Here is a 13,469-nt window from a genome sequence, read left to right on the forward strand (position 1 = left end):
CAAGCCCCTTTGCCTCCAAAACCTTGGAGTGGCCGGGGACGACCACCGTCGTTGCTGCAACGTAATCCCGACCACGCGCCCATCTCGGCCAAGGCGCTGGCACGGGAGCTGCCGCCCGAGGCCTGGAAAACGGTCTGCTGGCGAGAAGGTACGAATGTGGACCTGAGTTCACGCTTTACAGCTCTTTGGCTGCACCTGGCCTCCCGCGACTATAACCTGACAGAACCCCGCCCTGAGGAATGGCTGCTGATCGAATGGCCTGAAGGCGATGAAGCGCCGCTCAAATACTGGCTTGCCACCCTGCCAGCCGACACGTCACTCGAAGATCTGGTCAGCATCGCCAAATTGCGGTGGCGAATTGAGCGAGATTATCAGGAACTCAAGCAGGAACTCGGCCTTGGCCATTACGAAGGTCGAGGGTGGAGAGGCTTCCATCATCATGCAAGTCTCTGCATCGCAGCCTACGCCTTCCTAGTCTCCCAACGGGAGGCCATTCCCCCCTCAGGGCCGCACATTGCCAAGAACCTCAAAAAACTTGGCATTCCCGAAGGTTATAGATCCCGCGGATCCCCCGATCAGGCCGGAACGCCACGTCAGGGATTCGATTGCGACCATCCGACGATGTTTGACCGTAGCCCTAAGTCGCTACCTCCAGCGATGTCCATACTGTACACGACCAACAATAACTGAGAAGGCATTTTTATGACGCAGAAAGACTAAGGCCCCGTGTTGAAAAACAGAGTGCACATGGCGGTGAGGCGGTCGCGCTCGCCATAGGTAAAGTGGAAGATCGCCGTGGAGTTGGAAAGAGCGAACAGGCCGCCCTTGCCGCGATCGCTGATAACATAGATCTCGGAATCGAAATCGCGCCTGTCACGCGACGCGACGTGATTGGCGTCGATATCATCGCGCAGGATGGAATCGACCTCCAGCCGGGTCATGCCCAGATGCACCTTGGCGCGCATCTCGATATCGCTGGTGCGCACCGTTTCGCTGGGCTCAAAGCCGGTGACGCGGCACGGCTCAGCCGCCATGACGGGCACGGACGTCAGCAGCGCCAAGAAGGCGAATAAGGTGGCGATGATACGTGGCATGATGCGCGGGGCTCTCCCAGGTTCAGCCTAGCGCAAGCTGTAGTCCGCCGTCAAATCGGCGCTTCAAGCGGCCTCGTTGGCTTTCGACTTAACAGGTTTTTGGCCGGGCATTTCGGGCGCCACAACGCCGTCGTCGAAGATGATCTTGCCTGGGATGACGGGGTCAATCGAGAAGCGGGGTGTGAGCGGGCTTTTCAGGCCCTTGAAACCGCCCAGCGCCTTGATTATGCGGGCATAGGCGATCTTGAGCGGTTCAAGCCATTTCGGTGAACGGGCGAGGCTCGGCTTGAGGCCGAAATAGCGGCGCAGGCAGCCATTGGCATAGATGACATTGGCCCGCCAAAGGGCGCGCGGCGTCATGAATTCGATCGACAGCGACACATTGACCATGCCGTGATTGACGATGCGGTGCGGCGCGTTTTGCGCCCAGGTCATCATCTCGCCCGGCTTGAGGTCGTGAACCAGCGCCAGGGAATCGAAGCCAGCGTCATAAGGCAGTTGCTCGTCGGATTCGCGCAAGGCCACGCCTTCGAGGTGGGCGTCATCGACGCAGGGCGCCGCCGGCGGATAGAGGTAGAGCTTCTTCACGCCGCGGATCTGCCACAGCATGACCAGAGGCATGTCGAGATGATAGAAGACGTGGGCATTGGGCGAAGAAATCAGCAGGCCCAGGTCCTGCTTGAGCGTGGTGGTGCCGCTCTGCGCCTTGATCTCGTCGAACATTTGGTCGCACAGCGCGGCGATATCGGCGTCGGCATGATTGACCTTGCGCAGGTTGAGCCACAGGCGGCCGGCCTTGACGCCCTCCATCAGGGCGCGACCGTCCAGATCGCCGCGCCGACCGAGATACCACTGACCCCAGTTGGCCGGATCGTAGCCCATGGTGAAGACTTCGAGCTTGTCACGCGGATAGCGGTCGATCAGCGCGATCAGGGCTTCGTCGGTGAAGAGGGGGCTTTGGTCAAGATCATGGTTGAACAGCAGGTTCTTCGCCGCGAAATCGGCCTTGTTTTCGGGTGTCCAGGTGAGCAGGGTCATATCAGCGTCCGCGCGGCTTGGGTTTCAACAGCGCCGTGCCGTAGAAACCGACTTTGAAGGGGGGCATCCAGACCAGCTTGCCGAGGCCGCGCGCCGCCTTGTCGAGACGGGCTGCGCTGGTCTTGCGGCCGGTGGCCATGAGGATAAGGCCGAGCAGGCCGAAGATCACCGCCTGCGCCGTGCCTTGCAGCATCCAGGCGGCGGTGGTGAAGGGCTTGCCGGTGAGGGCGGCGGTGTAGCTCGGGCCTTGCCCGTAGGCGAAGGCGCGCAGCAGGGTGTAGCTCAGGCGGGCGCGGGCCGGCGGCACATCCTCGAAGACCGGTGCGTCGGCGGCCCAGGCGATGACGGCGCCGCCCAGCATCAGGCTGTGAAACAACTGGTCGTCCTCGCCGCCCATATCGTTTTGCTCGACGCTGAAAGGCGCATGGTCCTGTGGCAGGCAGGCGCGGCGGATCAGGCTGTTGCCGCAGCCGTAATAGCTGGTCAGGCGTTCCGATTGCGCCGGTCCGAAGCGCGAAAAAAATCGCGTGAAATAACCATTGTAAGCGGTATCGGGTGTGGTCAGGCGGGCCTCGACCGGGCCGAAGACGACATCGGCGGCAAAGCGCGCTTGCGTGGCCATCAGCTTGCCAAGCCAGCCAGCGGGGGCTTCTTCGTCGTCATCGAGAAAGGCGATGAAGGCGCTGTCGCACGCCGCGACGGCGCTGTTGCGCGCGTTGGCCACGCCTGTGGCGGGTTCGTGGACGTAAGAGACCGGAAATGGGGCGGTGGCGGCGAAGGCCTCGGCCTGCGCCCGCGCCGAGGCCTCGGGGCTGTTGTCGCAGACGATAACGCTTAAAGATAGGTGTGCGATGTCTGTCTGGCCCGCCACCGAGGCCAGCGCTGTGGCGAGGCCCTGCGGTCGGCGGAAGGTCGGGATGATGACGCAAACAGTGCTCAGCGCATGGGCCGTCGTCACCTGCGCTTCAAGGCTGGCGGAGCTATCCGGCATGGGCGCCTCCAATGCGGCGTCGGGCGTTGGCGAAGGCATGGGCGACCCCTTTGGCACGGCCAGCGAAATCGAGTTCAAGACAAGCGATCTGATCGACGCGACGGTTCAGGCGGGTCAAGGCATTGGCCACGCCGCGACCAATCCGGTAGCGATCCATCGATTTTTGCACATCCGAGGCCAGGTGCGCCAGACGTTCGCTTAAATGTGCGCTGGCCGAGCCGCCATAGATGCGGGCATGGCGGACTGGAAACTGCGTGTTGCAGAATGAGGATTTGTAGTGGGTCTGGCCAGTCGAAAGATCGTAATAGCGCACGCCGGCGGCCTTGAGCACAGCGGGGGCGTCGCACAGGAAGATCTGGCCGGGAGAAAACTCGCTAAAGGCCGGATCGAAGCTGGACACCCACGGGTGCATGTGATCGCCGTAGCGCAGGCCATAATGGAACATGACCGGCGCATCACCGACCATCATGACCAGCAACGATCCGTGCAGGCCGTCGCGCGGGGCGTCGAACACCTCTTCGAGGAGTCTTGAGGCCCAAGGCGCATCGAGGAAATTATGCAGGCCATTCTGAGCGAGTTGCTCACGTTTGAGCCGCAGCATCATCTCGTAGTGCTCGCGATCGAATTCGCTCAGGCGGAAGGTGATCTCGCCGTGCGCCGCGATCAGGTTGCGGCGGTGGCGGTTGATGTTCTTGCTGTGCTTTTTGGTGACCGTATTGATGGGTTCGTCGCTGCCGAGGTCGATGCCGTAGCCCATATCGTCCGAGCCGTCGACATCACCAAAAACGCCATATGGATCAATCAGACCGATGGCCTGGTAGCGGTCGATACGGGCGGCGGCCAGGGCGTCACGGGCCTTGAGGTCGGTGTCAGGGAAGGTGATCAGGGCGCTGTAATCGGCAAAGGGCGCGCCGACCGGACGGGCGAAGCGGTTGGGGCGGCGATGATGCGGCAGGAAGCCTAGGGTCGCGCCATCGCGGCGATAGGCGGCGATGACGACATCATCGCGCACCGACGCCACGGCGTGGATGAAGGCCGGCGACAGGACGGGTGACTGGAAGGCTTCGGTGGCGTCGATCATATCCTGCCAGATCGTCTGGTCGCGGGGGGTAAGATTTTCTACACGGATCAGGTCACAGGTCAGCACAGGCACGCCTTTGGCACATAAACAATAAGAAACCCATGGAGTGCAAGGAGCGGGCCAGACTGTAACTGTAAGGGAGGAGGGTAAATATGAGGTAAGGAGAGGTGTTGATTTTGTCTCATATTTTTACAACGCGTGACAAGTAAGCGTGTCATTATGTAAAATAAACTTGACACAATGTGAGTGGGGTATGTAAAGCCTGCTTGTCACGTAAAGGAGGTTTGCATGCGGGTATCAAAATCGAGACTGGCGGGCGGGATTATCGCTCTTGGCCTTGTCGGAGGTCTGCTAGGCGGGTTTAATATGTATTGGGGACGGCAGCCTGAATTTCCACTGTATGGCGTTCTTATAGACCTGTGCGCTATACCCATCCTGATCGTCATGATCCTCTATGTTCGACGCATAAAGGCCTCCGCTACGGATGAATTTAGTGTGGCCAAGAAACGTTATGCCGCACAGAATGGCTTTCTGATGGGCTTCGCCCTCTTTATGCTGAGCGGCCTGTTTCCAATTGTGTTCCCGGCGGCCTATCTACAGTTTATCGCCAGTCTTGACGGCGCGCATGAGGGTTTTTTGATGGGACGTGTGGCCGGCATGGCGCCTTTTATATTGGGTCTGGTTATCGGCCAGGTCAGTGCGTGGCTGAAGTATCGCTGATGCGCAATCGCCTAAAAATACTCCGCGCCGAGCGCAACTGGTCGCAGGCCGATCTGGCTGATCGCCTCAGCGTGTCGCGCCAGACGGTCAATGCCATCGAGACGGAAAAGTACGATCCGTCCCTGCCGCTGGCGTTTAAAATTGCAGACCTGTTCGCTTTGCGGATAGAAGATATTTTCGCGCCCGCTTAAACGGTGCCCTGGGGGAACCTCATGTTCAAAGCTTTCAAATCTGGCCTGCTGGCCGCCGCCCTGCTGGCTTGCGCTTTCGCACCCTCGGTGCAGGCCCAGACTGCGCCCGCCGTCGTTGCCGCGCCAACCAAACCGGCCCTGTGGGTGATCCGTGATGCGGACTCGACTATCTACCTGTTCGGCAGTATCCACGTCATGAAAGAGGGCGCCGCCTGGCTGACGCCGGATTTGCAAAGCCGTTTCGACAAGGCTGACGACGTCTGGTTTGAGATCCCTGATCTCGACGACAAGGCGGCCGCTACGCCGCTGGCGCAAAAATATATGTTCGATGCCAGCCAGACCATGACCGATGGCCTGACGCCCGAGGAAATCGCCCGTGTCGATGAACTGCTCAAGCCCTCAGGTCTGAATTCGCAGATGCTGAAACCGATGCGTAAGTGGGCGGTGGGTCTGATCATCACCTTGCAGCAGATCACGGCTTCGGGTTACGCCACCCAGACAGGCGTCGATCTCACCCTGGTGACGCGCGCTCGCGAGTTCGGACAGACGGTCCACGGGTTCGAGACCATGGAGTCGCAACTGAAGGCCCTGGTGCCGGCCAGCGAAGACGAGGAACTGAAAAGCCTGCGCACGACGCTGAGCGATGTCGATACCATGGCGCAGGATGTGCATAACCTGTTCGGCGCCTGGCGGACCGGCGATACCGAGAACCTGACGAAGCTGATGATCAACAAGATGAAGGCGGAAGATCCGAGCGGTTATCAGCGCATGATCGTGGCGCGTAATGCCGACTGGACGCCGCAGATCGAAACGATCCTGGCTGGCAAGGGCACGGTATTTATTGCGGTCGGCGCCGGCCATCTGGCGGGCCCGGACAGCGTCATCGCCATGCTGCAAAAACAGGGCGTCATGGTTGAACGAGTAGCCTATTAAATCAGGCCGATGGCCACGGCGGTCAGCACGCTGTGCTGTAACTGATTGCCGCGGATAAAGCGGTCATTGGCGAGGATGTCGTTCTGACGGGCGGCATCCTGCGCCGCAGCGGTCTCGTCACCTTTTTCCTGATCGTACTGCCCGCTTATGACGGCGCTCAACGCGGTCAGGGCCTCGGGAAGCGTTGGGCCGGTGGCGCTAAGCTCGCCCTGCCGGACACGATAACCGCCGCCCGCCAGCAAGGATATCACCGGATGTGCTGCCTCGCTGCTCATGAGCGCCCGCCTTCCTTGCGTAAATCTTCACCATACCGTCACGCGATACACGCCCAAATATATTGACATTTCCCCCGGATGTCTACAAAACGCGCGCCTAGGCTCCCCACAGCTTAGACGCCTTTTCCCTTGCGCGAGGTGCGCAGGGTTTTTCGCCGTTTTTTGGGGTAATACCATGGCTCAGTCGGAAGATCATTTGTTTGGTGTGTATGCGCGGGCGCCTATCGAGGTGGAACGCGGTGAAGGCAGCCGACTGTATGACCGATCGGGCCGTGAATATCTCGATTTTGTGCAGGGCATCGCCGTCAATGGCCTCGGCCATGCCAACCCGATCCTGATCGCGGCGATGACCGAACAGGCGAAGAAGCTGTGGCACGTCTCCAACATCTTCCGCATCCCCGGTCAGGACGAACTGGCGGGCAAGCTGTGCGCTACGTCCTTTGCCGATCAGGTGTTTTTCACGAATTCGGGCACCGAGGCGGTCGAGTGCGCCCTCAAGCTGGCGCGCAAGTATCATGCTTCCAAAGGGCACGAAGAGCGCATCGATGTCATCGGCTTTCAGGGCGCCTTCCACGGCCGCACCTACGCCGCCGTGACTGCCGCCGGCAACCAGACCTATCTCGACGGTTTTGGCCCGCGCCTGCCGGGCTTTGTCAATGTGTCGCTCGATGACCACGAAGCCATCCGTGCGGCGGCTGAAGCCCCGACAGCGGCGGCCATTCTGGTCGAGCCGGTGCAGGGCGAGGGCGGCGCACGCGCCCTGACCGACGCTGAGCTGCACATGTTGCGCGATCTCTGTGATGCCAACGGCCTGTTGCTGATCTTCGATGAAATTCAGTGCGGCATGGGGCGGAGCGGCAAGCTTTGGGCCTATGAGCATTCCGGCGTCGCACCCGACGTCATGTGCATCGCCAAGGCGCTCGGCGGCGGTTTCCCGATAGGCGCCTGCCTTGCCACGCGCGAGGCGGCTTCCGGCATGGTGGTCGGTTCGCACGGCTCGACCTTCGGCGGCAATCCGCTGGCCATGGCCGTCGGCATCACAGCCTTCGATGAAATCTCGAAGCCGGAACTGCTCGACAATGTCGTCAAGGTGTCGGGCTATCTCAAGCAGCAGCTTGAGGGTCTCAAGCAGACCTGGCCCGACATGATCGTTGATGTGCGCGGCAAGGGGCTGCTCATTGGGGTCAAGCTCAAGCCGAACAACCGTGAGATCATGGCTCTGGCGCGCGACCATGGCCTGCTGGTGGCCGGCGGTGGCGACAACTGCATCCGCCTGTTGCCGGCGCTGAACCTGACCGAGGCCGACGCCCGCGAGGCGCTGGAACGTCTGGAAACGACCTTCGCTGCTGCCCGCGAAAAAGCTAAAAAAACCGCTTAAATCAGAGCCCCTCATCCGGCCCTCTGGGCCACCTTCTCCCCGTAAACGGGGAGAAGGAAAACCGGATCGATAAGGCTCAATGCCCCTCGCCCCGTTTACGGGAAGAGGGTTAGGTGAGGGGCCTTTCATCACTTGGAGTCACCAATGACCCGCCATTTTCTCGATATTTCCGACCTGACCGGCGAAGAGCTGCGCGCCATCGTTGATGACGCCCACGCCCGCAAGCGTCTGCGCCTCGGCTGGCCCAAGGGCAAGCCGGATGTGGATGCGCCGGGCAAGGACCGCGTGCTGGCGATGATCTTCCAGAAAAACTCGACGCGCACGCGCTTCTCGTTCGATGCCGCCATCCGCCAGCTTGGCGGTCAGGCGATCATCTCGACCGCGAACGACATGCAGCTCGGCCGCGGCGAGCCCGTCGAAGACACCGCCCGCGTTCTGTCGCGCATGGTCGACGCCATCATGATCCGCGCCAACGAACACGACGACGTGCTGCGCCTTGCCAAGACCTCCGAAGTGCCGGTGGTCAACGGCCTGACCAACCAGTCGCACCCGTGCCAGATCATCGCCGATATTATGACGATCGAGGAACATCGCGGCGCCATTGAAGGCAAGGTTCTGGCCTGGGTCAGCGATGGCAACAATGTCTGCAACAGCCTGATTCACGCGGCGGCGCGCTTTGGTTTCACCCTGCGTATCGCCTGCCCCGCCGGCTATAAGCCCTCGACCGAAGCCATGGTCTTTGCGTCAGAATCGCGCGCCCACGTCACTGTGACGCAAGACCCCGAAGAGGCCGTGCGCGGCGCCGATGTCGTGCTGGCCGATACCTGGGTCAGTATGGGTGATCTCGATCACGATGAACGCCTGGAAGCCTTCCAGTCCTATCAGGTCAATGCCGAGTTGATGAAGCTGGCCAAGCCTGACGCCCTGTTCCTCCATTGCCTGCCCGCTCACCGGGGCGAGGAAGTGACCGAGGATGTGATCGACGGCCCGCAATCGGTCATCTGGGACGAGGCCGAAAACCGCATACATGCACAGAAAGCCATACTGGCCTGGTGTTTTGGCGCGCCATCCTTGGCCGACTAATACGCAGCCTGCGCTAGCGGTACGAGATGTACCCGCGTCGCTTGCCGGCTATTATTCGTCACAAGGCTGACGGCTAAAAGCGTGACGCTATTATTTTGCCGGAAACAGGGCGCGGATGGCTTCAGTCGCCGCCGGATGATAGATCGTGCTGTGTTTTTCGGTCGGGTAGGGCCTGTAGGTCCACGCAACGGATGACCCTGCGTCGGAACGTAAGGCGGCGACAAGCCGGTCCATGCCGGTTTGCATCGTCCCGCCTTCATCGGCAATGGCAAGCCACAGCGCATAGTGCGCCGGACGTGACTCCTTGAGGAGCTTTTCTGCGTCTTTCGACAGGCGTTCGCCATCCCACCATAGGCTGGGGCTGATAGCGATATAGTCCTGAAACAGGAGCGCGCTGCGCAGGGCGGTTTCGACGACAAACAGGCCGGCCAGGGATTCGCCCATAAGGGCGTTCGTGCCATTGGCGCGACAGGTTGCATTGATCAAGGGCCGCAGCTCATCAATGAGAAAGCGTCGGAACAGGGCGGCTTTTCCGCTCGTGGGGAAGTCCTTCTGTTCCTGCGGGTCAAGGGTCGGGGCGGTGAATTCCGCCTTGCGGTCCTGGCTTTCGATGCCGACCACAATCATGGCCGCGCTGGCGCCCCATGTACCGCCTTGCTGCACAAGGCTGGCGATGTGGGCGAAATCCTGCCAGTCGGCCCCGCCATCGAGCAGATAAAGTACGGGATAGCGTGTGGCCGCGTTTTCAGGATCATCGTAGCCGGTCGGCAGCGAAATGTTGACGCGCCGGGTATGGCCCAGGACAAGGGACTGAACATCGTAGCCCTTGCCGATCTCGATAGGTTCGCCGGGGCCAGTCAGTTTCGTCTCTGCGTGCGCTATCTGCCCGACAGAACTCCAAATGGCGCAGGCGCCTGCGCCGGCAAGCCACTGACGCTTCGAGAGGCTGAAGGTTTGCGTAGGCATAAGCGGCATCCTGTTCAGGTGGTCAGGGGCGATAATTAATAGCGTTCTGGTGGTTTGGTCTGGATGCCGAGCAGGTTGAGCAGATGCACGACCATAAACAGGCTGACGGTGAAGGCCAGGATCATCAGGAAGCGCCACGGCACCATACGCGGGCCCTTGCGGATATCCAGCGGCCGCGCGCCCATATAGCCGAAAAAAGCCGTCAGAATGGCTGAGGCAGAGGCGAGAATCACGGTAAGGGTAAGGCTAAGTTCCATCCCGCGCATATGTAGGGGATCGGGCGTCGAGGCAAGGTCGCACGCTGAAAATCAGCCTTTTCCTGCCCCACTGTGTCTTTTCCCGCATCTGGCGAAAAACGCCTTTCAAGTTTCCACAGAAGATTAATGCGCTCCCACATATAGTAGTTAACAAAGTGTTTACACCCAACATAATGCGGTCTACGCTCGTTTTCTGACGAAGTTAGGGGAATCGCATGAGCGCGAACGCACCTTGGAGTGTGAAGGGTATTGATGCCAAGGCGAGAGAAGTCGCCAAGGATCTGGCGCGCCGTTCTGGCATGACCCTCGGTGAATGGCTGAACCAGATGATTCTCGAAGGCGAGGACGTTGGGGCGCTGATTTCGCGTGAGCGCGCGCAATCCGAGCGAGCCGCTGCGCCTGTGCGTGCCGCTCGCCGTGCGCCTGAGCCCGAAATTTACGAAGAGGATGAGGTGGCCTACGAAGAGCGTCCGCGCGTTCGCCGCGCGCCCGCCTATCGTGAAGTCGGCTATAACGAACTGTCCGATACGGGAGGCCGCATGGCCCGCAATGACGCCCCTAAAAGTCGCTCGGCTGCGCCCTATTCCACCAGCGCCCGTCAGGGCGCTGTGCCAAGTGATCTGCGCCGCAAGTCGATCTTCGAGGGTCGTCCGCGTTATGATGATGGTTATACTGCTGAGGAAGCGCAGTATCAGGCGGCGTCCAGTGATCTGAGCCGCGTCGCGCGTGCGCTGGAGTCGCTCGGTGCCCGTATGGAAACGTCGGAAGCCCGTTCGGCCACTGCCGTGCGCGGCGTGTCGTCGGCCGTCGAAACCGTGCTCAGCCGCCTTGAGCGCTCCGAAGCCGCTCATGCCGAAACGCAAGGCCGCATCGAGGAGCAGTCGCAGGAAGTCCAGTCGTCGTTTGAGCGTTTGGCGCGGACCGAAGAAGATCACGGTCTGTTCGCCGAGCGCCTTGAGCAGGCCGAGCGCCTGATCGACGCCCAGGCCGAGCGTCTCGAAGGCTTGTCGGGACACGTCCGCGAAGCGCGTGATCGCGCTGCCAAGGTCGAGGAGCAACTGAAATCGCCGCAGGCGCAGGAAACGGTCCGCGCTGTTGAGGGCGCGCTCGGCAAGCTGGCCAACCAGCTTTATGAGGGTGAGGCCCGCACGCGCGACACTTTGCAGGACGTCCGTCAGGATATGGTCGGCCTGTCGCACCGCATGGCGCAGGTCGAGCTGCGCGATCCCGATCGTGCCGCTCAGGCCCTGATCGATAAGGTGGTGGCGCAACTGGCGCACCGTCTGGAAGCTGCCGAAGCCCAGACAAACGGCGCCATCAAGACGCTTGAGCAGGCCTTCAAGTCGCTCGACAGCCGTGTCAATCGCGTCGAGGAAGGTGGCGATGTCACCGATTCGGAATCGATCAAGTCGCTGACCGGCCTGGCTGCCGATCTGTCGCGCCGTGTCGAGGAATCGCGTCAGGACCTGTTCAGCGCCCTTCAGACCGGCAAGCAGGAAACCATCGAACTGGCGGTCAAGGTCGTTGGTGAGCGCATCGAGCAGTCGGAGCAGCGCTCCGCCGGCGCCATCGAAAAGCTCGGCCAGGACGTCCTGCGCGTGGCCGATAATCTTAACCGTCGCGTTGCCGGCGTCGAGGCCAGCGGCCACGAGCAGTTGACCCGCGTCAGCCGCGATGTCCAGCGTGTCGCCGATTCGATCGACGGACGCCTCAGCCGCGCCGACAATACCCACGCTCAGGCGCTGGAACGTCTCGGCGGCGAAATTGCCCGCATTTCCGAGCGCCTCGGTACCAAGGTGACCGAGTCCGAGCGCCGCACCGCCCAGGTGCTGGGCGCCGTCAGCGAGCAGTTCGAGCAGCAGCGCGAACAGGCGCGCGGCGAACTGGCCGATCGTATTCGCCAAAGCGAGGAGCGCACCGCCAAGCTTCTGGAAGAGACCCGCGTCCGCATCGATTCGCGTCTGGCCCATGTCCAGACCCAGAGCCTGTTGCAGGAATCGGTGCTCAAGCCTACCGCCCGCACCGCACCGGAACGTGTCGAGCGCGCGCCGGAGGCCCCCTTGCCGAACCCTTTCGCCGCGGCTCCACAAGCTGAGCCCGATATCGATGCCTTCGATCCTGAGCCCGTGGAGGCCGTTGCGGCACATGACGAGCCGCTCGATCTGACCGGCGAACTTCTCGGCGGCATCGCTGATTTCGGCAACAGTCATTTCAAGCCGGATTTCGATCCGTTCGAAGAGGACGATATCGAAGCCGATTTCGTCACCGCGCCGAAGACCGCCGCGCCTGTCAAGGCTGCGCCGCCGGCGTTTGCACACGATGACGACGATCACAGCGACCCGTTCGCCGATATCGAGGTATCACGCAAGACCGCGCCGCGCGTATCGACGGTGACCGAAGGTTCCGCCGGTGCGGCCGCCGCTTTCGCCGAAACGCGCCATCAGGCGTCCATCAGCGAAGACATGCCGCGCGTGCATAACCTGTTTGATGACGAAGACGATATCGCGCCGGACGCTGCCGCCGTGTCGCTCTCGACGCGCGACGCCCTGGCTGCCGCCCGCGCCGCCGTCCGTGCCAGCATCGAAGGCACCGAAGAACGCGGCCTCGGTCTCCTGAAATCGGGGCCGTCGCGCGCCCGTGGTGTCAAGCCGGAGGCTGCTGCCAAGGTCAAGGGTGGTAACACCTTCATGAATGCGGTCAAGGCGTCCTCGATTGCCATGGGCGTGGTTGCGGTCGGCGCTGCCGGACTGGTGGCGGTTGATCGTCTCGATACTGCCCGCAAGGCCGAAACGCCGATCATCGCTTCGGCGCTGAATGTGGGGCAGTCCGACACGCAGAATCAGCAGAACCTCAAGACGCGCTATGATCTGGCCCTGCAATCCCTGACCGCCAAGGACCCCAAGGCGGTGGATACCCTCAAAATGGTCGCCAATCAGGGGTATGCTCCGGCGCAATATAAGCTCGGCCTTATCTATAAGGGCGACGAAGGCAAGCTGGCTCCGGTCGATAAGGCGCAGGCCCGCACCTGGATCAAGCGTGCGGCCGAAGGTGGCGTCCCCAACGCCATGTTCATGCTGGGCTCGATGTACTACAACGGTGAAGGCGGCGAGCAGGATCGTTCGACGGCGGCCATGTGGTTCCGTAAGTCGGCTGAGCGCGGCGTGGTCGATGGCCAGTTCAATCTCGGCAGCCTCTATCAAAGTGGTGAGGGCGTGCCGCTCAACCCGACCGAGGCCTACAAGTGGATGCGTATCGCCGCCGATAATGGCGATGCCGGTGCCAAGGAAGCGGTCGAAGGGCTGGCGCAGCAACTGAGCGAAGCCCAGCGCGCCAAGGCCGATGACGCGGTGGCCCGTTTCACACCGATCAGCGACGAAACGCCGCCCATCGCAGCGCCGGGTTCGGAAGCGAACAGCTAAGGTTTGAAGAGCGTAATGACCATCGTCGTTACGCTCTTTTCAC

At 61.5% G+C, this 13,469-nt stretch carries 13 protein-coding genes and 1 pseudogene; 7 read left to right on the top strand and 7 right to left on the bottom strand.

The features are described from left to right. A pseudogene (locus tag B060_RS24640) lies at window positions 1-570 on the top strand (IS701 family transposase); the annotation flags it as partial. A gap of 146 nt (window positions 571-716) precedes the next feature. On the opposite strand, the gene B060_RS0113995 reads toward B060_RS24640, so the two are convergent. The 4 genes from B060_RS0113995 to B060_RS0114010 form a co-directional block, all read right to left on the bottom strand. Further along, window positions 717-1,094, bottom strand: a complete 378-nt coding sequence (locus B060_RS0113995) for a hypothetical protein (RefSeq protein WP_018082422.1) — start codon at window positions 1,092-1,094, stop codon at window positions 717-719. Between the two features lie 63 nt (window positions 1,095-1,157). Beyond that, window positions 1,158-2,132, bottom strand: a complete 975-nt coding sequence (locus tag B060_RS0114000; protein WP_018082423.1) for a hypothetical protein — start codon at window positions 2,130-2,132, stop codon at window positions 1,158-1,160. Window position 2,133: 1 nt separating this feature from the next. Then, the gene (locus B060_RS0114005) at window positions 2,134-3,123 is read right to left on the bottom strand and encodes a glycosyltransferase family 2 protein (RefSeq protein WP_023447272.1); all 990 of its coding nucleotides are present in this window, start codon (window positions 3,121-3,123) and stop codon (window positions 2,134-2,136) included. Further along, on the bottom strand, window positions 3,113-4,270 hold the full coding sequence (locus tag B060_RS0114010) for a GNAT family N-acetyltransferase (protein WP_018082425.1): 1,158 nt from the start codon (window positions 4,268-4,270) through the stop codon (window positions 3,113-3,115). The genes B060_RS0114005 and B060_RS0114010 overlap by 11 nt, the downstream gene beginning before the upstream one ends. A 222-nt stretch (window positions 4,271-4,492) precedes the next feature. On the opposite strand from B060_RS0114010, the gene B060_RS0114015 reads away from it, so the two are divergent. From B060_RS0114015 to B060_RS0114025, 3 genes are read left to right on the top strand one after another with little or no spacing between them, the layout of a single operon-like run. Next, entirely contained in the window at window positions 4,493-4,924 is a 432-nt protein-coding gene (locus B060_RS0114015; protein ID WP_018082426.1) for a hypothetical protein, read from the top strand. Beyond that, window positions 4,924-5,115, top strand: a complete 192-nt coding sequence (locus B060_RS0114020) for a helix-turn-helix transcriptional regulator (protein WP_018082427.1) — start codon at window positions 4,924-4,926, stop codon at window positions 5,113-5,115. The genes B060_RS0114015 and B060_RS0114020 overlap by 1 nt, the downstream gene beginning before the upstream one ends. Before the next feature lie 21 nt (window positions 5,116-5,136). Continuing rightward, window positions 5,137-6,048 carry a TraB/GumN family protein gene (locus B060_RS0114025; protein ID WP_018082428.1) on the top strand — a complete coding sequence of 304 codons (912 nt, stop codon included), beginning with the start codon at window positions 5,137-5,139 and terminating at the stop codon, window positions 6,046-6,048. Here the strand turns inward: B060_RS0114025 and B060_RS0114030 are convergent. After that, entirely contained in the window at window positions 6,045-6,323 is a 279-nt protein-coding gene (locus B060_RS0114030) for a hypothetical protein (protein WP_018082429.1), read from the bottom strand. The two genes, B060_RS0114025 and B060_RS0114030, sit on opposite strands and share 4 nt — an antisense overlap. A gap of 175 nt (window positions 6,324-6,498) precedes the next feature. Between B060_RS0114030 and B060_RS0114035 the strand changes: the two genes are divergently transcribed. Together B060_RS0114035 and argF are read left to right on the top strand one after the other, a co-directional pair. After that, a complete protein-coding gene (locus B060_RS0114035) occupies window positions 6,499-7,701 on the top strand; it encodes an aspartate aminotransferase family protein (RefSeq protein WP_018082430.1) in 1,203 nt (400 codons plus the stop codon). 144 nt (window positions 7,702-7,845) lie between these two features. Further along, window positions 7,846-8,784 carry an ornithine carbamoyltransferase gene (argF, locus tag B060_RS0114040; protein ID WP_018082431.1) on the top strand — a complete coding sequence of 313 codons (939 nt, stop codon included), beginning with the start codon at window positions 7,846-7,848 and terminating at the stop codon, window positions 8,782-8,784. Between the two features lie 90 nt (window positions 8,785-8,874). On the opposite strand, the gene B060_RS0114045 is transcribed toward argF, so the two are convergent. Together B060_RS0114045 and B060_RS0114050 are read right to left on the bottom strand one after the other, a co-directional pair. Then, complete coding sequence (locus B060_RS0114045; RefSeq protein WP_018082432.1) at window positions 8,875-9,750, bottom strand: alpha/beta hydrolase; 876 nt, start codon at window positions 9,748-9,750, stop codon at window positions 8,875-8,877. 35 nt (window positions 9,751-9,785) lie between these two features. Beyond that, the gene (locus B060_RS0114050) at window positions 9,786-10,007 is read right to left on the bottom strand and encodes a hypothetical protein (RefSeq protein WP_236621556.1); all 222 of its coding nucleotides are present in this window, start codon (window positions 10,005-10,007) and stop codon (window positions 9,786-9,788) included. 215 nt (window positions 10,008-10,222) lie between these two features. Between B060_RS0114050 and B060_RS0114055 the strand changes: the two genes are divergently transcribed. Beyond that, window positions 10,223-13,426 carry an SEL1-like repeat protein gene (locus B060_RS0114055; protein ID WP_018082434.1) on the top strand — a complete coding sequence of 1,068 codons (3,204 nt, stop codon included), beginning with the start codon at window positions 10,223-10,225 and terminating at the stop codon, window positions 13,424-13,426. Window positions 13,427-13,469 lie beyond the last annotated feature (43 nt).

Source organism: Asticcacaulis benevestitus DSM 16100 = ATCC BAA-896 (genome assembly GCF_000376105.1).
Classification (GTDB): Bacteria; Pseudomonadota; Alphaproteobacteria; order Caulobacterales; family Caulobacteraceae; genus Asticcacaulis; species Asticcacaulis benevestitus.

Excerpts from the sequence above, each read along its gene's own strand:
- B060_RS0113995 (WP_018082422.1), bottom strand. The coding sequence starts at position 1,094 with ATGCCACGTATCATCGCCACCTTATTCGCCTTCTTGGCGCTGCTGACG.
- B060_RS0114000 (WP_018082423.1), bottom strand. The coding sequence starts at position 2,132 with ATGACCCTGCTCACCTGGACACCCGAAAACAAGGCCGATTTCGCGGCG.
- B060_RS0114005 (WP_023447272.1), bottom strand. The coding sequence starts at position 3,123 with ATGCCGGATAGCTCCGCCAGCCTTGAAGCGCAGGTGACGACGGCCCAT.
- B060_RS0114015 (WP_018082426.1), top strand. The coding sequence starts at position 4,493 with ATGCGGGTATCAAAATCGAGACTGGCGGGCGGGATTATCGCTCTTGGC.
- B060_RS0114020 (WP_018082427.1), top strand. The coding sequence starts at position 4,924 with ATGCGCAATCGCCTAAAAATACTCCGCGCCGAGCGCAACTGGTCGCAG.
- B060_RS0114025 (WP_018082428.1), top strand. The coding sequence starts at position 5,137 with ATGTTCAAAGCTTTCAAATCTGGCCTGCTGGCCGCCGCCCTGCTGGCT.
- B060_RS0114030 (WP_018082429.1), bottom strand. The coding sequence starts at position 6,323 with ATGAGCAGCGAGGCAGCACATCCGGTGATATCCTTGCTGGCGGGCGGC.
- B060_RS0114035 (WP_018082430.1), top strand. The coding sequence starts at position 6,499 with ATGGCTCAGTCGGAAGATCATTTGTTTGGTGTGTATGCGCGGGCGCCT.
- argF (WP_018082431.1), top strand. The coding sequence starts at position 7,846 with ATGACCCGCCATTTTCTCGATATTTCCGACCTGACCGGCGAAGAGCTG.
- B060_RS0114045 (WP_018082432.1), bottom strand. The coding sequence starts at position 9,750 with ATGCCTACGCAAACCTTCAGCCTCTCGAAGCGTCAGTGGCTTGCCGGC.
- B060_RS0114050 (WP_236621556.1), bottom strand. The coding sequence starts at position 10,007 with ATGGAACTTAGCCTTACCCTTACCGTGATTCTCGCCTCTGCCTCAGCC.
- B060_RS0114055 (WP_018082434.1), top strand. The coding sequence starts at position 10,223 with ATGAGCGCGAACGCACCTTGGAGTGTGAAGGGTATTGATGCCAAGGCG.